The sequence below is a fragment of the Prosthecobacter sp. genome (assembly GCF_044222345.1).
GTDB lineage: Bacteria > Verrucomicrobiota > Verrucomicrobiia > Verrucomicrobiales > Verrucomicrobiaceae > Prosthecobacter.
Map to the genome: position 1 here is coordinate 138,303 of NZ_JBGANL010000006.1, position 18,021 is coordinate 156,323.

General features: G+C 61.7%; 6 protein-coding genes. 2 read left to right on the forward strand and 4 right to left on the reverse strand.

Going from position 1 to position 18,021, the window contains the following annotated elements:
* Nucleotides 1-115: 115 nt before the first annotated feature.
* Complete coding sequence (locus ACILSL_RS05825; RefSeq protein WP_395731056.1) at nt 116-250, forward strand: hypothetical protein; 135 nt, start codon at nt 116-118, stop codon at nt 248-250.
* A gap of 169 nt (nt 251-419) precedes the next feature.
* Here the strand turns inward: ACILSL_RS05825 and ACILSL_RS05830 are convergent, their stop codons facing one another.
* Both ACILSL_RS05830 and ACILSL_RS05835 read right to left on the reverse strand, forming a co-directional pair.
* The gene (locus ACILSL_RS05830; protein WP_395731057.1) at nt 420-3,155 is read right to left on the reverse strand and encodes a helicase-related protein; all 2,736 of its coding nucleotides are present in this window, start codon (nt 3,153-3,155) and stop codon (nt 420-422) included.
* Nucleotides 3,156-3,176: 21 nt separating this feature from the next.
* Nucleotides 3,177-3,719, reverse strand: coding sequence for a hypothetical protein (locus tag ACILSL_RS05835; protein ID WP_395731058.1), 543 nt, complete (start codon nt 3,717-3,719; stop codon nt 3,177-3,179).
* A gap of 120 nt (nt 3,720-3,839) precedes the next feature.
* Between ACILSL_RS05835 and ACILSL_RS05840 the strand changes: the two genes are divergently transcribed.
* On the forward strand, nt 3,840-4,277 hold the full coding sequence (locus ACILSL_RS05840) for a GAF domain-containing protein (RefSeq protein ID WP_395731059.1): 438 nt from the start codon (nt 3,840-3,842) through the stop codon (nt 4,275-4,277).
* 113 nt (nt 4,278-4,390) lie between these two features.
* Here the strand turns inward: ACILSL_RS05840 and ACILSL_RS05845 are convergent, their stop codons facing one another.
* The gene (locus ACILSL_RS05845) at nt 4,391-13,903 is read right to left on the reverse strand and encodes a beta strand repeat-containing protein (protein WP_395731060.1); all 9,513 of its coding nucleotides are present in this window, start codon (nt 13,901-13,903) and stop codon (nt 4,391-4,393) included.
* Between the two features lie 474 nt (nt 13,904-14,377).
* Nucleotides 14,378-18,021, reverse strand: a 3,644-nt coding sequence (locus ACILSL_RS05850) for a beta strand repeat-containing protein (protein ID WP_395731061.1), incomplete at its 5' end; no start/stop codon positions are given.

An 18,021-nucleotide genomic window follows, 5' to 3' on the forward strand; every position in this document is an offset into this window, starting at 1 on the left:
AGCAATGATCCCCCTTCTTATTATCACTCAGCGGCAGATCAGCCGCCTCGAGACAGCCAGAATCACCTTGGAAAGGTCCATTCTGTCCATCTTCCCTTTCTGAGCGAAGCGCAGAATGGAAACGCTCTACCGCCATCAATTCGGCATCTTCGCACATCCAGCCCTCTTCTCAAAGACTCCTGTCATCCAGACGCAATCCTTCGCCTTCACGCTCCGCAAAACACCAGCCCTGAAAGGGCTGCGTAATTGAGCCCAGGGTCAGCCGAGCCTAAGCGAGGCGACCCTGGGTACTGCACCACACGACCGGGAAGCAAACCCGGCACGCCTTCACACCCCACGGCCACCAGCAGCGACTGCAAAGAACTCCGCAGCAAGTTTGCCCCGCGATCAGACAGCACTCTTACCCTCGCCCCCCTCTTTCACTTCAGCCTCAGTACCAGCCTCACCGCATCCAGACGCAGCGTGGTCGCACCAATGGCCCCCGCCAGCGCATCCCGCTGCTCACGCAAGGCATCAATCTCCTCAGGCCGCACATGCGGATTACGCGCCTGCAGATCCTCGAGCCGGGAGATCTCCTCATCCATCTGCTTCCGCATGGCCGCCACCGCTCGCTGCTGCAGCGTCTTGAGCTGCGCTTCGGCAAGTTGCTGAGCCTTGCCCAGCATGGTGGGCAGCAGCTTATGGCGCACCGTTTCATTCTCGACCGTCCGTGTCGGATCACCCGGCGTCAGCTTGGCCCGGGTGAAGGCAGGATCCGCACTCAAATCCCTGCCCTGATGATCCACCGCCACCCGCAAAGGCATGGCAGGCATGAAGCGTGCAGCATGTAGCGCAGGTGGCGCGATGCACTCCGCAATGAAGCACGTTTGCAGCACCAGCCCTTCACCGCCTGACGCCTTCCAAAACGCAAATCCGGCATTGCCCGCAGGAGAGCCGAGCAGCACGTCCAGGCCCGCGCAAACCAGCGGATGATCCCAGGTCAGAAACGCCTCGTGGTCACGCGAGAGCGCACGCTCACGATCAAAGGAAAAAGTAAGCCCTTCCTCCGGCAGTGATGGCAGCGCGTCCGTGATGAGATTGTCCGGGCGAATATACCAGGTCCGGTGCGTCATCTCCTCGATGTGCATGCCGAAGTGGTCGAGCAGTCGGATGAAGAAGCGCTCGAAATCCAGCCCCGCATCCACATCGCGAATGCGCTCGATCATGCGCGCCGCGAGGCGCGGTTTGCACGAGTTCAGCTCTAGCAGGCGGTTGTGGCCGCGCTCGAGCTTCTGGCGCACTTCCAGACTCAGCGCCTTCGTGCGCCGAATGCAGTCGGCCAGCTTTTTGGCATTGAAGCCGGTGCAGAGTTCTTCGATCTCCGCAGCAAAGCTGTGCAGAAGCTGCGTGGCCCCCTGCAGACTGTGTTCAAAGGCGTCCAGACCGTCATGATACCATCGCGCCAGCACCTCCCCTTCACTGCCTGCGATAAACGGCACATGAATGTTGATCGTCCCCTTTTGACCAATGCGGTCCAGACGTCCGATGCGTTGCTCCAGCAGTTCCGGATCTCGGGGCAGATCGTACAAAACAAGATGCTGCGCGAACTGGAAATTGCGGCCTTCGCTGCCGATCTCGGAGCAGATCAGGATGCGAGCCCCTTCGGGATCGGCGAACGCCGCAGCGTGCCTGTCTCGCTGCATCAAAGTGAGCCCTTCGTGAAACAGCACGGCATGCACATTGATCTCCCGCAGCAGGCGCTCGTGGGTGTCTTCAGCAAGCTTGCGCGTGCGGCAGATGAGCAGCACCTTGGCTTCCCCAAGTTCGCGCAGGGTCGCGGCAAGCCATCGGGCAAGCGCCTCTTCAGGTGTCGCCCCAGCCTCAAGAACAAGTTCCCGCAGATGGCACTTCCGCGGCGGGAATCCCTGAATCACGGCACGGGTGTTCCGAAACATCACGCGACCCGTGCCAAATTCATCCAGCAGGTCCGCCACAAGTCGCTGACGCGCGGTTTCATCGCCTCCCACAAGCTCGGCGGCATGCTGCTGCACCCGTGGCGAATGGCTGCCAAACAGTTCACGATCCGCCCCACTCATGAGCCCGCCTTGCAGGATGCGATCCACCACCTGCGCCACCTGCTCATAGCGGGTGGATTCCGCCAGGAAGGCGTCCAGATCACCATAGCGGTCCGGGTCTAGCAGACGCAGACGGGCAAAGTGACCTTCAGCGCCAAGCTGCTGCGGCGTGGCGGTCAGCAGCAGCACGCCGGGCACGCGCCTGGCGATGGCCTCGACCACTTGATACGCGACCCCCGGCGCTCCGACAGCCCACTCCAGATGATGCGCTTCATCCACAATCAGCAGGTCCCAGGCAGCGTCCGCAGCCTGCTCCGCACGCTTGGATGAGCCGCTCAGGAGCGACAGCGGGCAGAGCACCAGCTGGCTGTCGAGAAAGGGATTCCCCTCAGGATCTCCCGCTTCGATGGCCGCGCAGCGCTCTTCATCAAAGAGGCTGAACATGAGATTAAACCGGCGCAGAAGCTCCACGAACCACTGATGCGGCAGCGCATCAGGAACCAGCACCAGAATGCGCGAGGCACGCCCCGTGAGGTTCAGCCGGTGGAGAATGAGCCCCGCTTCAATCGTTTTCCCCAAACCCACTTCATCCGCCAGCAGCACGCGCGGCAGCAGGCGCCCGGTGACGTCTGCGGCGATGGACATCTGATGCGGGATGGGATCGACTCGCCCCCCGATGAAACCACGCACCGGCGAGGCCTGCATGCGGCAGCGCCACTCCACCGCTTCAGCACGCAGCGCATAGGCTTGCAGGTCATCCACACTCGCGGCCAGCAGCCGCTCCTGTGGGCCTCCAAGGCTGAGTGTGTCGGCAAGTTCAGACTCAGGGATGCGGCGTGCACCACAATGGTAGAGCAAAGCCCCGTCAATTGAGGCAACAGAGTCGATTTGCAGCTCCGCACCGTCGCGCAGGGTGATTTTGTCGCCCGCCTTGAAACTGGCGCGCCTCAGGGGGGCCCCGTTGCGGGCGTAGCGCCGCTTTTCACCTGCGGCAGGAAAGCGCAGGTCTATAAAATTGCCTTCAATGCTGCTGACGATTCCGAGACCCAGTTCGGGCTCGCTTTGACTGATCCAGCGCTGGCCGGGTGCGGGGGCTTCCATCAATGCCGTGTTTGTATGTTCCTACTTGCCGAACAACCGCCCAAAGAACGATTTTTTCTTCGGTTCCGCCGGGGCCTGGGTCGGGGCCTGCACAGGTGCTCCTTGCTGGGGTGGCATCACCATTCCAGGAGCCGCATTGTTGGTAAAATCAATGACTCCCGGCTTGATCGAGGGAGCGGCACTGGGATTGACATTGACGACTTTGGGCTTTTTAGCGACGCCCCTGGCATCGTATTCATAGACCACCTGCTGATAGCACTGGCCGTTGAGGTTGAAGGAGCGCATCTCCGTGGCGCGCCCGTAAGCATCAAAATAGACTTGGGAGCGGGCCACAAGGTTGCCACGTCCGTCGTAGATGTGCCCCTGGGTGGGCAGCCCGCGTTCATTGAGCAGGTAGTGCTTCTTCGACACCAGCGCCCCGCCGGCGTTGTAGGTGGACTCGATGAGTTCGTTCGTGGTTTTGTCAACGATGGTCTCCGAATGCGAATTGTCGGGGTGGTAGGTGCTTTTGGCCACAATGGGGGTGTTGGCCGGGGCGGCGGGCTGCGCGATGGCAGAGGTCACCCAAAGAAGGACAAAAAAAGCAGAGCAGGTTTTCATGACAGAAACGAAGATGGCGGCAGAATAACGCCCCCTTTCGCCGCGACAACGACAAATCCCGACTTCACCCCCCTTCCCTGCGTCATGTTTTCCTCCACCGACCCCATCTGGGCTGAATTCCTCACCCAAACCATCGCGGATTTCGGCTGTACCACGGGCACTCTGCACCGCCTGGACCCGGCGGACCGCCATCTCAAGCTCGTGGCACACCAAGGCATCCCGGAAGCCCTGATGCCCATCATCCAGTCCATCCCCGTCGGCAAAGGCATCGCCGGAGTGGCCGCAGAACGCCAGGAACCCGTGGAAATGTGCAATCTGCAAACAGACACCTCCGGCGTGGCCAAACCCGGTGCCAAACAGACCCAGGTGCAAGGGACCCTGGCCGTCCCGGTACTGGATGGCGACCGCCTTTGTGGCACCTTGGGCATCGGCAAGCTGGTGCCATATGATTTCACTCCCGAGGAGAAGGCAAAATTGATGCAAACCGCCCGCAATATCGCCGCCAGGCTCCTGCCCGGCTGATTTTCCCCTCCATCCCTGGCCCTGGCTGCAAACCCGTCCGGTTCACCAGCAGACATCAAAAAGCCCGATCGCGCCACCAAGGCCGACCGGGCTTTTTGTTGAATGAGTCCCGCTTACAGGCGGCTGTAGCGGCGGCGGCGGTAGAAGAGGCCGAGCAGACCGAACATCAGCAGCAGCATGCGGGAAGGCTCAGGCACCACGACCAGGACACCATAGGTGCTGAAGGCGCTGACATCCCAGGACAGGCCTGCGCCGAGCGCGGCAAGGTCCAGATCGCCAGCAATCACACTGGTGCTTGCATCGTAGGTGTTGAAGGCGCCCACATTGAAGCCGCCGCTCATGCTGGCACCGCTCCAGTCGATCAGATTGAAGACCTGGCCTTTCTGCACGTTGACGGTGCCGACCGAGTTCACCACGATGGATCCCTGACCCCATGCGCCACCCGCACGGTTGCCAACAGTCAAGGTGCTGTTGCTGCCGCTCAGATTGATGAAGTCCATGTCCGTGGAGGCTGTCGGCGCTCCTTTGGTGTAAACATCTGCACCTGCCCCCAGTGCGGCAAAGTAGTCGTTGGCGTTGGTATAGGTGTTGGACCCGATGTTGTAGATGCCGGAGTAGTCCACCACTGCGGCAGATGTCGGATTGGTGATGCCCAGCTGGATCTGCGAGCCGGTGGCCACTGTCAGGGCAGTGTTGTCAGCGGTGATCGTCAGCGTGCCCTTGTCTGCATTGGCAGAAGTGACGCCCGGGGTCAGGATGCCGACGCTGTTGACGCCCCCCACATTGACCGCACCGGCGATGATGCCAGTGGTCGTGCCGTCGCCAGCACCTGCCAGAACCGCCGCGTTGGTCAGCGAACCACCAGTTTCGGCGACTGTCACCACACCAGTACCGGTCAGGCTGCCAGTCACCCGCAGTTCGCCATTGCTGACCGTAGTGCCTCCCGAGTAGCTGTTGCCGGTCGTGGACAGGGTTGTCACACCCGTTCCGGTCTGGGCAAACCCACCCGTGCCAGTAATGGCGGTGGCTGTGAACTGAGTCCCCTGAGTGACAGCGTCGCTCCGGTTGACCGCAAACACGCCGCCCGTGCCAAGACTGATCGTGCTTGTTGTGGCGATCGCACCGGTCGTGCCTCCATTGCCGATGGAAAGGGTGCCTCCCGAGACGTTGGTGTTGCCCGTATAGGTGTTCGTCGCAGTCAGGGCCACGGTGCCGGCTCCCACCTTCGTCAGGTCAAAGGTGGCACCAGAAATCACACCGCTGATGGTGAGGACGTCCGTAGCGTTAGCCGCTCCGACCATGCTGCTGCTGCCCAGCGCCACAGTGCCGCTGACGGTGGCAATGCCAGTTCCGGTGAGAGCACCCGTGGATGAGACACCAGAGCCGTTGATCGTCAGGCTTTCTGCCACCGTGACGCCATTGACGTTGAGCGCACCGCCTGCATTCACCGTCGTAGCTCCTGCCGTGGTTCCAAGGCCCGTGGCGTTGGAGACGCTTACCGTGCCAGCATTGATCGTCGTAGCACCGGTGTAGGTGTTGGCATTGGCCAACGTCAGGGTGCCGGCGTCGTTCTTGATCAGAGTGCCAGAAGCACCAGTGCCGATGACACCGCTGATGATCGTGTTGCCAGCTCCCTGCACAGTAAGCGCAAGCCCGGTGCCACCCACAGGGCCGAAGATGGAGAGGCTGCCTGCGTCAGACTGGATGGTGGAGTTGCTGCCAAGAGTGAGAGCACCGTTGTAGATGTTGTCGCCGCTGAGGTTGCGGAGTGCACCGGCACCCGAGGCACCTGCGCCATTGATGGTCACAGCCTCGTTGGCAACGTTGATGCCGCCCTGCAGTTCCAGAGATGCACCGCTGGAGACGGTGGTGGCTCCGGCAATCGTTCCCAGAGCCAGGCTGTTGGCCAGGCTGAGCACGCCTGCGCTCACGGTGGTGACGCCGGTGTAGGTGTTGGCTCCACCGAGGACCAAGGTGCCAGCACCAGCCTTCGTGATGGCTGTTCCGCTCACAGCACCGTTGATGGTGAGAGCATTGGCCGAGTTGACCGTGATGGTAGCCGTGGCCGCGCTGAGAGCCACGTTGCTGTTGATGGTGGCCGCGCTGGAGTCCACGTCAGTGGTGATGTTGGTCGCAATGGTGAGTGTGTAGCCGCCATCGCTGTTCAGCACCACGTTGCTGCCGGCGCTCTGAGCATTCACCGTCAGGCTCTTGATGCTCATGTTGGCACCGAGCACCATGCTGTTCTGGTTCGTGTTGCTGGTGGCGGAGAGGAACACATCCGTGCTGGCGCTAGGCACCAGTCCTGTGGCGGTACCGGCCAGATCCGTCGCCCAGTTGCTGGAGGTGGCGCCGTCGGACACAGCCCAGACATTGGCCGCACCGCTGTAGCCGCCCTTCCAGTAGGCTGCCGTGAGGGCTGCCGTAGAGGCAGTGTTGAAGTACACCAGGGTGTCCGTGGCTGTGATGCTGGTCACCGTGAAGTTGGTCACGTTGTAGAGGTTTCCTACGGTGTAAGTGCCCGAGCTGCCGTTGGTGTTCACCAGGCCGCCAGATGCCGCCTCGAGGATGGTGGAGGTGGCCCCCGGCGTCTGTCCGCTGAGGAAATAGGCATCCACAGTGACGTTGCCCGTCACCAGTGCCTTGGCGCCGGCGTTCAGCAGGATGCTGCTGCCTGTGGTTCCCACTTCCACACCAAGACGGCTGCCACCGGCAAGCGTGAGGATCGTGCCCGTGTAAGGCGCCAGAGTCAGCACCCCGCCTGTGGTGCCGGTCAGCAGGTTGAAGGTGGCGCCGTTGGCTACCGTCAGGGAGGAGCTGCCGGAAATGCCGTCGATGGCACCGGCGGTGACGTGGCTGACTTCCAGCACACCATCGCTCACCGTGGTGTCACCATTGTAGGTGTTCACGTTGGTGAAGACGAGCTTCTTGCTGCCGCTCTTGACGACGTTGACGTTGTTCTGAACCACGCCGCCGTAGATGCTGTCCGTGGTGGGAGTCACGGTGAGTGTCTTCATCACAGTCGCGCTGTTGGTGATGAAACCGCTGGAACTGCTGAAAGCCGCACCCGTGATCACCGAGGAGTTGAGATTGCCAATGGAGGCGTTGAACCCGCCAAGATCAAGAACACCGCGGCTGGAGGTAGTGACGTTGGTCCCGTTGGGCAGGGCGGCGGCCGAGGCGAGCCGGAGCGTACCGTTGGCGATGTTCGTGCCACCATTGTAGGTGTTCGTGCCCGAGAGGATGACGGTGTCAATGCTCTGCTTGGTCAGACTGCCTGCACCACTGATATTGCCCTTGATCTCAAGGATCGCGCCACGGGCCGTATCGGTCAGCTCGCTGCTGTTGTTGGTATCCGAGCCGACGCCAGTGGTCAGGGTGGTCGTGCGTCCATTGTCGGTGCCGTTAGGGCCATCGGTGAAAGCGTTCTGGCCGACGAACGAGTTGCCCAGCAGGCTGATGCTCACACCGGCCCCCAAGGTGCGGAAGACCGTGCCAGAGTTAACACTGGAGACATCATCCGTGCGGAGGAATCCTTCGATGGCACCACCGTTGATCTGAATGGTCACCACCGTGGTGTTCTGATCGGCGTTCACCTGGAGCGAGCCCGCTCCAAGGTTGATCGTACCGCTGCGGGCATTGTCCACGCTCCAGCGTTCGATGGAGCCGGCCTCGTAGGTCACGGCCTTGGTGAAGCCGGTGGTGAGAATGTCGAGGACACCGTAGCGCCGCGCGGTGATGCTGGCTGCATTGACAAGGGCATTGGCGTTGGTGACGCCGAGCGCACCCTGTTCGATGCTGACTTTGCCGGTGAAGCTGGTGTTATTACCGCCGACCCAGAGGTAGCCGTTGCCCCACTTGATGAGGTCGCGGCTTCCGTTCAGGCCCATGACGTTCAGGCCGGAACCCGTGGCACCAGAGGTGATCTGGTTGTTCACAGCAGCCGCGCTGATGTCGAGGATTGAGCCTCCCGCGCCGGTGAGGAAAAGCGTTCCTGCATTCAACACGGAACGGGTGTTGCCGGTTTGCACACGGAGGCGGGCCGGTGAGAGACCAGTCGTGTCAGTCGAGAAGGACTCAAGGTCACTGATGCTCACAACACTGTCAGTCAGGTTCGGCGTCGACACGATGATCGTGTTATCCACGGAGATGATGCGGCCCATCGTGTATTGTCCGTTGAGCGAGTTGCCGGGCTGCGCCAGCAGGTTCAGCGTGGTCCCGGCAGCTGTGGCTGTACCGCTGGCGTTGAGGGTGATCGTGCCGCCGTCGCCGGAAGCACCGAAGGTGTTCAGGGTCAGGGCACCGCCGTTGACGGTCCAGTTGCCAGCAAAGCCCGTGCCGTTGGCGGCGGCGGTCTGGTCTTTGCCGATGACCAGGGCGCCTGCGCCAAACTTCGTCATGCTGCCAGCGTAGATGTCTCCGGTGAGCGACGTCGTGCCGGTGTTGTAGATGATGCCTTCCTTGTCGCCATTGGTGCCGAACTTCAGGTTGGTCGCGATCGTCGGCGTGCCGGTGGTGATGATACCGCCGCGCTCCGCGTCGGAAGGACCGTCGGCGAAGGTGAGGGTGTTGTATTGGCCGACACCGCTGCTGATGTTCTGGCTGGTGCGTAGCGCATAGACCGTCTGATCCTGGGTGAGAACCATGGCGGCGGTGGTGATGTCCACCACGCTGGTGCCCGTTGTGGCTGCCGTGAAGGTGCCCGCGTTGAAGGTGTTGCTGTAAGTGCCATTGACAAAGCCGTTGGCACCGTAGGTCACGAATGTGTTGTCGGTGGTGTTGACGTAGTAGGCGGGCTTGATGCCGCCGACGATGGCTCCGGTGCTGGTTCCGGTGACGACGACCCGCTCCGAGTCATTGTTACCCGCCACACCTAGGTTCGCGGCGGTGGAGATAAGGGAAAGCGTGCTGCCAACACCCGACCGAGTAAGGTTGGACGTCGTCAACTGCATGTCACCGGCGGCAACACCCTTCTGAACCTGGATCGAGGCACCCCTGGAGAAGGTGATGTCGCCCACCACTTCCGTCGATGTTTGAGTGGCAACGTTCACCGAACGCAGGTAGAGCCGCGCACCGTCCAGATTGATCGGTGTCGTGTCAAACCAACGGTTCTGCGTGGAGGATTCATTGTCCAGCCAGAGCACTGATCCGGGGTGGAAGTTGACGACGTATTGGTTCGCCGTTCCCGCGAAGTTGAGCATCGTCGCGCCGCTGTAGAGGCGGAGCTGGCCGAAGATGTCCACCGCGCCTCCGTTGCCGAGCGGGCCGTTGGCACCCGAGGTCGCGGTGCGGGTCAAGAGGCTGGAGGAGCGGCTGATGATGGTGCCGCCGGTGTAGGTGTTGATGTCAAAGAGGTCCGTTTCACCACTGTTGCCGTTGCCGGCTTGGTTGCCAAATAGCACCCGAGTGCCCGCAGTGGTCCCTTCGACGAAGACACCCATGTTCCCTGCTGCCGTCGAATTGAAGGCCACCCGAGAGCCACCACCGCCGATGCGGTAGATGTTGTCGGCGCCCACTCCTAGCGTCTCAGCCGTGTAGTCGGAGTTGGCGGTGGCACCAAGGAAGGAGCGCCCGTTGCCGATGGTGGCGAGATTCAAGGGATTGGCGATGGAGGTTTGCAGCGCGATCACCCCATTCGAATTGCTGCTCAGCGCATTCTGCACATAAGCCTGGTTGAAGGCCGCATTCGACATGCGGAAGAGAGACATCTGCGAACCGGAGCTGAGCAGTTCCACCTGACCGGTGCCAAAGTTGATATTGGCCGGGTTGGTGAGGAAGATTCCGCCCGTCGGATTGATCCGGATCGTGCTGCCACGCAGCATCGTATTCAGGTTCATGAACGTGCCGTTCTCGCTGTTGACGTCACCAAAGCGCAGCAGACCACCGTTGACCACAATGCCGAGGCCGTTGGCTCCCACCGTGCCCGCGTAGAGTCCGCCGAAGGTGCTCGCGGCGCTGTTGATCCAAAGGCTTGCGCCGCCGCCCTTGATGAGCGCCTGGCCGATAGTGCCGGGGGCTGAGCCAGCTCCGTCGCTGATGGCTCCGTTGAGGAGGGTTTCCCCGCCGATATTGAGTGTCGGGGTGCCGGTCAGATTGGTAGATCCATTGATTTCCAGGACGTAGGTGTTGCCAATCCCCGTGGTCAGGGTCGAGCTGCCGATGGTGAGGTCCTTGAAGGCGAGATGTTTGTTGGCGGCGGTACCGGCGATGTTGCGGTTCACTGTCACCGTCGAGGAGCCGTTGATGATCAGGTTGTTGCCGGTGGCATTGTTGCCCACCCAGTATTTTTCACGAGCGGTGGTGTTGGCACCGTCGATGAGCAGGTTCAGCGTGCCGCTATACATGGTGACATCACCCGAGCCGATGCCGCCGTTGTTGATCAGGCTGTTGACCGCCCCAGCGAACGGGTTAACCACGCCGGTCGTCGTGCCTCGGACGTTGATGGTACCCTGCACGTTCTGCAGGCCACCAGTGAAGGTGTTGATGCCGTTGTTGAATGCGGTGAAGCCGTTGCCAAGCTCGAGGGTGCCGCCGCCAGAGTGGACCAAGGTCGCACCGCCCGTGACCTGGCCGTAAACGGTCAGGTTGGGGTCTTGGCGGATGTAGTTGTAGGCCGGAGCACCTTCCATGGTGGCCGCGCTAAGAACGAGCGGACCGTTCACCTGGATGGCGACGTTGTTGGCGGCGTTGCTGACAAACAAGGTCTGGCCTTGCTCCCCAGGAGCGCCACCGAAGCGGATGCCGCCGGTCAGGATACTTAGGAAAGTGCCAGTGGTTGCTGCTGCACGGTCGTTGTTGATCGTGGCCTGAGCATTGCCTTCACCGATGACGAGACCGAGGTTGTAGACCGTATTGGCGGTATCGGAACGGAGCTGCAGCTGGCCGCCGTGGTTATTGATCACCACGAGACCGTTCGTGCCGGCGTTCATCTGGGCAAGGGTGGCAGTGCCGCCGAGGTTGGCCTGCACGGTCGTGGAGCGGAAGGCAATGCTGCCCTGATTCACGATCCAGTTGCCGCTGAAGCTGGCCTGCGGGGAGTCGATGACCAAGGTGCCGCCCCCCTGCTTGACAACGTTGCTGGCGTTCGTGATCTGACCCGTGGTCGTAGGCGACAATCCCGGCACGGTGCTGGATGCCGTCTGGGTCGTGATCGTGCCGATCGTGACGTTGTTCTGGTTGTAAATGTTGAACTCCTTCAGGCCGCTGCCCGCTACCCCGACCTCAATGCCGGTGAAGATCTGGACTGCCGCATTGGGGTTGATAAAGCCACCGCTCTGGAGGCGGATGCGGTCCGTGGCGGCTGCAGTGATGTTGTTGCCGAAGGTGATGCCCGTGTCAAAGCGGCCGGCATAGACATCCAGGCCAATGCCAAGGCCCGCAGCGTTAAAGGTCAGAACCGCCGTGTTGAGGAGGAAACGGTCATTGGCACCAATGAGCTGTCCGGCGGCGGCAATGTTGCCACCAGCCGAGGTGCGATCAAAGCCTGCGTTCACGAAACCATTGTCGAGCGTGTAGGTGAGGAATTGCGCATCCGTGGCGTTGACAATCCAGGGAGCAACCATGCCATTGGTGATGCCACCGAGGGCCACGAGGCCATTGGCCCCGATGCCGCTGGAGAGCTTCACGCGCTCATCGCTGCCGAGGACGCCGGCGTTGGCCGGGTTGATCTGAAGCGAGGCCGAGTTGCCGGCGATGGTGAGTCCGTTGTTCGTCTGCGTGAGACGGGTGATGTCCACTCCGGCGCCGCCGCCGATGACGAGGTTCACGGTGCGGTCGAGCAAGTCACGCTGGGCAACGAGCTGACCAAACTTGCCCACGGTCACGTCACCCACGGTTTCCGTGACTTCGATGTCGCGGTTGCCGATGAGGCGGATCGTGGAGTTGTTGAGGTCGATGGACTGAGAGTCGAGCCAGCGGCCCTGGCCGCCGTAACCTTCCAGCTTGGTGGTGGCGAGCAGACCGGTGGAGTAGTCGAAGCGCACTTCCGAGGTGTTGCGAAGAGTGACCGGGGCCAGCATGGCCGTGCCAGCAGCATTGAGGAAGGTGCCGCCCAGGCCACCGGCCGTCAGGATGCCCCAGGTGTCAAAACTGCTCGTCGTCAGGCTGCCGCGGAATTCCAGCGTGCTGGCGCGGTTCACCAACGTGCTGCCGGTGTAGTTGTTTGCGGTCATCAGGACCACCGTGCCACGACCGTTGCTGGCGGTGATATTGTCCCCATTCAGACTGCTGTGGGGCAGGCCGACGATGAGAGCCGCACCCGCTCCCGTGAGCACGTTGCTGTTGGCCATGTCACTGGAGACATAGAGAATGCTGCCACCCGCACCGAGGCGGTAGGTGTTGCCTGCGCCGGCTCCAAGGGTGGCGGCGTTGTAGCTGCCGTTTAGACCCACACCGTTCTGAGTGCTGCCGAGGAAGGCGGTGCCGTCGCCGATCATCGCGAGATTGATCGTCTGCGTGTAGACCGTGTTCAGCGCGATGATGGCCGAGCCAGCGTTCTTGCCGCCACCGTTGAGTCCATTGCCGCCGGCAAGGCCAAAGTAGGAGGTATTCTGCGGACCGCCAAGGTTGCCGATGAGAAGCTTGAAGTCGGAGAGCGGTGCATTGGCAGCCATGCGGAGGATCCCGTAGTTCGCCATGACATTGGAGCGCAGATCGATGCTGCCAGCTCCGACGGCGATGTTGCTGATGCTGTTGTATTGAATGGCGGAGCCGGGCTGGATGAGGGTGTTACCAGTGCCCAGGTTGGAAGTGGTCACGAGTCCTGCGATGCCGGGGGTGTCGCTCAGGGTGAGCATATTGCCTTCGAAGGTGCCGAAGAAAGTGGTGCCGCCATTGCTCACGTAGCCGCCTTTGAAGGTGGCGCTATTGTCGCTGTTGATGAACAGACCACCGCCGCCGCCCTTCAGAAGGGTGCCGTTGCCGCTTAGCGGTCCATTGATGGTGACGTTCCCGTTGCCGCCTGTGCGGCTGTTGTTGGTGATCTGGGCATCCTTGATAAAGCTCAGGCCGGTGAAGCTGTATGAGAGCTGCAGGTTGTCCGCAACGTTGTTAAGCGTCAGCAGAGGAGAGCCCAAAGGACCGCCGAAGGCCAGCGTGCCGAACTGAACAGTCTTGTTCGAAGCAGAAGATGCCCGCGTCAGATTCAGAGCCGTCCCGCCGCTGCCGATGTAGCTGCCGCCGCCGAGCGTCGCGGTCGAACCGATGGTCAGGTTGTTGTTCGCAAAGGTGGTCAGCACCTGCATGTTCGCGGTGTTGTCACCTTCATGGCTGATGACAAGCGTCGCTCCGTTCAGGGTGATCGGAGCGCCGGCCGCGAGCGGGTTGGAGGCTCCGTTGGAGAGGCGGACTTCCGTCGTGCCAGCCATGAATTTCCAGGCTCCCACCGCATTAGCACCGGCACCGGTGTCTCCATTGGTCAGGAAGAGAGTCTGACCACCGATTTTCACGAGAGTCTTGCCCGCCGCCGCGATCTGGCCGCTGATCACGCCATTGGCCGCAGTGTTGAGCGTGGTTTCACCGGCCGCATTGACAGCGAGGATGCCGTTGATCTGGACGTTCGTGGAATTGCCAGTCCAGCTCAGGGCCGCAGCGTTCAGCGTCACGTTGTTGATCAGCGACCAAGCCACGGGAGCGACACCCACTGAGAGCGTGGAAGTCGTATTGGCGTAGGTCGAGCCGTTGCCGAAGCTGTTGTACTGTGGTCAACGATGATGTTGTAGCTGCTGCCGGAGCCAAACTGAATCGTGGCGATGTTGTCCGTGACTTCGCCTGCCGCGTAGCCCGCCGCTGCCGTGGCAGCGAGGTCAAGAATCCCCCTTGAGGGTGATGGGACCGGTCCCGAGCGCAAGGGTGTTGCGCACGGCAAGGTGCCGGTGCCGACCGGGGCGACGACGTTCGCGCTGGTGACACGCCCCGCATTGATGATCGTACCACCCGTGTAGGTGCTGGCCAGCGGAGCGCCGTCCGCGATGGGGGACTGATTAAGGGTCAGCGTGCCATTCCCTGTCTTGGTGAGGCCGACGTTGCCATCAATCGTTCCAACATAGGTGCTTCTGGCCTACGCCGGTGTTCACCGTCAGTGGCGGACGAGCCCGTGTTCGTCACCCGGCCGACGCCGGACAGACCGCCGATGGAGATATTCTGACCGTTGAGGTCAAGGCCATTGGTGATGCTGTTAATGACAAGGTTGACCAGACCGCTGGAAGGCACTGCGCCGGCGCTGGCAACCGCAAGGTGCCTTCCTGCACAGTCAGGTTGCGCAGGCCGGTGGTCAGCGGAGCCATGATGTTGCCGGTGCCTGAGAGCAGCAGGGTGCCCGCGCCGGCCTTGGTGAAGTCGGTGGCTTCGAAGTTACCGGAGATGGTGGAGGCGCCGGTCTGACCGCCGCTGATAAAGACGAGAGCTTCCGTTGGCGTCGCACCCGTGCCGAATCGCAGGTTGCTGCTGATCGTCTGGCCGGCGGATGTCACTGCGCCGCCGTTCATGATCAGGCCCGCACCCGCGATGCGGAGCAGCGAGGAGGCACCACCTGCGGTGATGCTGCTGTTCGTACGCAGGTCCAGCACATCAATGGTGCTGTTGTCCACGATTTGGGCGCTGGTGATGTCCGCCAGCGAGGTCGCGGCCGAAGCGCTCAACACACCCACCGTGGTGGCGTTGTTCAGGAGGAAGCCGTTGGTGGCATCGTAGCGCAGGAAGTTCAGCGAGTTGGTATCCGCACCCGTTGAGGAACGACCAACGACAGATGGTGTGGCGAGGATGAATCCAGCCCCGCTCGCAGTATTGGCCGGTGCAGAATTCGTGACCTTGAAAAACTCATTCACACCGAGATTTGCGGACAGGTCGGACGCAATAACCGTCAGCATGCCGTTGGTTCCGCGGGTCAGTGCCGTCGCGGTCAGCGCGGAACTCACACCGGTTCCCTTGGTCAACTGGACGCGGCCTGCGTTGTAGGTCATCGAGGTCACCGTGAGCGCCTGGTTGACGACACCGAACGTCAGCGCATCAGACGCCGCCACAATCCCCGCCGTCGGAGCACTCAGAGTAAGGACGTTGCCATTGACCGCTGTGACCAGCGTTCCCGCCGTGATGCTGGCGGGAGTAGTGGAATCAGCGATGGTCATGCCAGGGACGATGCCCGCAGCGTTGCTGACCGTGAGGATGTAGCTGACCGCCGTCTGTGCGCTTGCAGTGACACCCAACGGAGCGGTGCCCACCGTTCCCTGAAGCTGCAGCGTGCCGTCGGTAAGAGTGATCGCACCCGTGCCGAACGGCGTGCCGCTCGTCATCTGAGTCATCACGGTGCCGCCGCTGCCGATGCCGCCGATGGTCAGGCTGTTGTTGGCATTCGCGGTCGAATTGAGCACCAGAGTCCCGCCGCCGAGCTTGGTCAGGCCGAAGGCACCGGTGATAGGCAGTGGCACCCCGAAAGTGGACCCACTTGAAACGCCAATGGCACTCGCCGCTGTCTGGATCAGCTGGTGGGAGGTGGTGAAGGAACCACCCACGGAGAGCACACCGCCGCGCAGACGCACGTCCGTAGGCAGGCCGGCCACAGTGTGGGCCGGGCTGCCAACAGCGATCGGCGTCGTATCACCCAGGTTGATGTCAGCGGTCACCCGCAGCATGCCCGCATCAATGAACCATGAAGTGCCATAGTTGCCGTCCGCAGTGGTCTTGTTGTAGGCCGCATTGTTGCCAGTGATCGCCAAAATGCCGGTGCCTAGTTTGAGCAGGTTGGCACCACCTGCGCCGCTTGCCGTGAAACCAGCATCAAATTGGATCACCCCCTGAGTGGTGTTCACCACGAAGTTGCGGTTGCGCAGCGTCGCGTCGGAATTGAGGTTCCACGCCGCCGCCGTGTTGATGAAGGTCAGGTTGCCGCGGCCTTCAAAGGTCATCGAGAGGTTGGCTGCGGTGCTGAGCGTGCCGAGAGCGTTCGGGATGATCCGGTCTACGCCATTCGAGCCAATGGAGGTGCCACCGTTGTTATTGCCTGAGCCGAAAGTGAGCGTACCAGTACCGAAGGGACCGCTGATGATGGTCAGCGCATTCGCTGCGCCCGAGTAGTAGGAATTTGCACCTACCACCACGCGGGCGTTGTTCAGAGTCGTGTTGCCCGTGTAGGTGTTCTGTGAGTAGCCGTTTGGCCCCGCGCCGATGAACACCACGCCGTTGCCCAATTGTCCGGTCGTCGCCGTGCTGCCGATGAGGATGCTGTGCAGGTTGCCATTGCTGGAAATCGGTCCAAGCAGTTCAAGGCGGCCAGTGGTGATCGCGAAAAGGGTCAGGGTGCGGTCCGCGCTCCCGGAGACGATGCCGATGCCCCCGGTGATCTTCGACCCGTAGAGCGAGTTGCTGAAGATCGACATGTTCGATCCAGCATTCGGGTTGTTGATGATGATGTCGCGACCAAATGTGATCTGCCCGGAGAGGCCCAGGGCGGCGAAGGTGGTCGCAGCGACGGAGCCCGCGGCGACATTGGTGATCAACAGCGGCGAGTCGGTGTTGCCGAGGGCGCCAGCCACGTTCGGCAGCACGTCTGTACCGACATAGAGGATGCCCGCCTGGGCCTGGTTGCCGTTGACAGAGGTGCCCGTCAGCGTGGTCGTGCCAGTGTAGGTGTTCATGCCATTGAGCACCAGGTTGCTGGTGCCGCTCTTGATCAGGTTGCCGTCCACGCCGCTGATCACGCCGAGGATGCTCAATTCCGCCGTGTTTTCAATCGTGCGGGTGCCGCCCACGCCAGCCGGCGTGAGGTTGACGTTGCCGCGCAGCACGAAGTTCGTGCCGGCCGAGCGGAAGTCAGCCACAAGATCCACGTTGTTGAGGATGCTGAAGCCACCGCCACTCACTGCACCCGTCTGTCCCTGGCCAATGTTAAAACCGCCATCCGTGGTGTTGTTGATGATCAGCTTGCCGCTGCCCAGGGCGAAGTTGTTGGCAATATTGAGCGTGGAACTGCGGTTCGCCCAGGTGTCGCCGGTGTAGTTGTTCCGGGTGCTGAGCGTGATGTTGGTATTGCCGTTGATGACGGGCTGGTTGGAGTAGGCGTTGACCGCCACCATGGCCCCGATCTGGACGGAGCTGGAACCCGTGAGGACGTTTTCAAACGCGCCCACGCCGATCTGCATGGTGCCCTGGTTGCCGCCGCCGCCGAAGCGATAGACGCCATCCGTGGAGGCGCCCAGCGTCGGGGCAAAGTAGTATTGGTTGATCGCGCCGTTGGTTGAGGTGCCGAGCCAGAGATGCTCCACCGCCCCGCTTTGATTGAGAGCGGTTTCCATCGCGCCGATGTCGAGTGCTCCATACTGCACACCGTTGTCGAGGGAAATGACGCCGAGGCTGGAGCCCGTGGTGCTGAACTGCACTTTGCCGTCGGCCGCAGGACCGGTGGTCAGCACTGCAAGGATGTTGGCCTGGGTGAGCGCGGTGCCGTTGTTGTTGTTGCCAAAGGCGATGCCGCCAAAGGCCCAGTCATCACTCACAGCGGTGACTTTCTGGAAGGCGATGTTGCCGATGTCTGCAAGGCGGAGCTGTCCTCCAGCGAGGATGTTAATGTCACCCACACCAAACACGCCCGTGGTCGCGGTGCCTGCGGTGAGCGAGGTGGAACCCACAATGCTGGTCGCCGTGTTCTGGGTGCTGGCCCAGATTTCCAGCCCGATCTGGCCGTTCGTGCCGAAGGTGTTGGCTCCGTTGGCGAGGAAGAGGCCGCCGTTGCCATACTTGACCATTTTGCCAT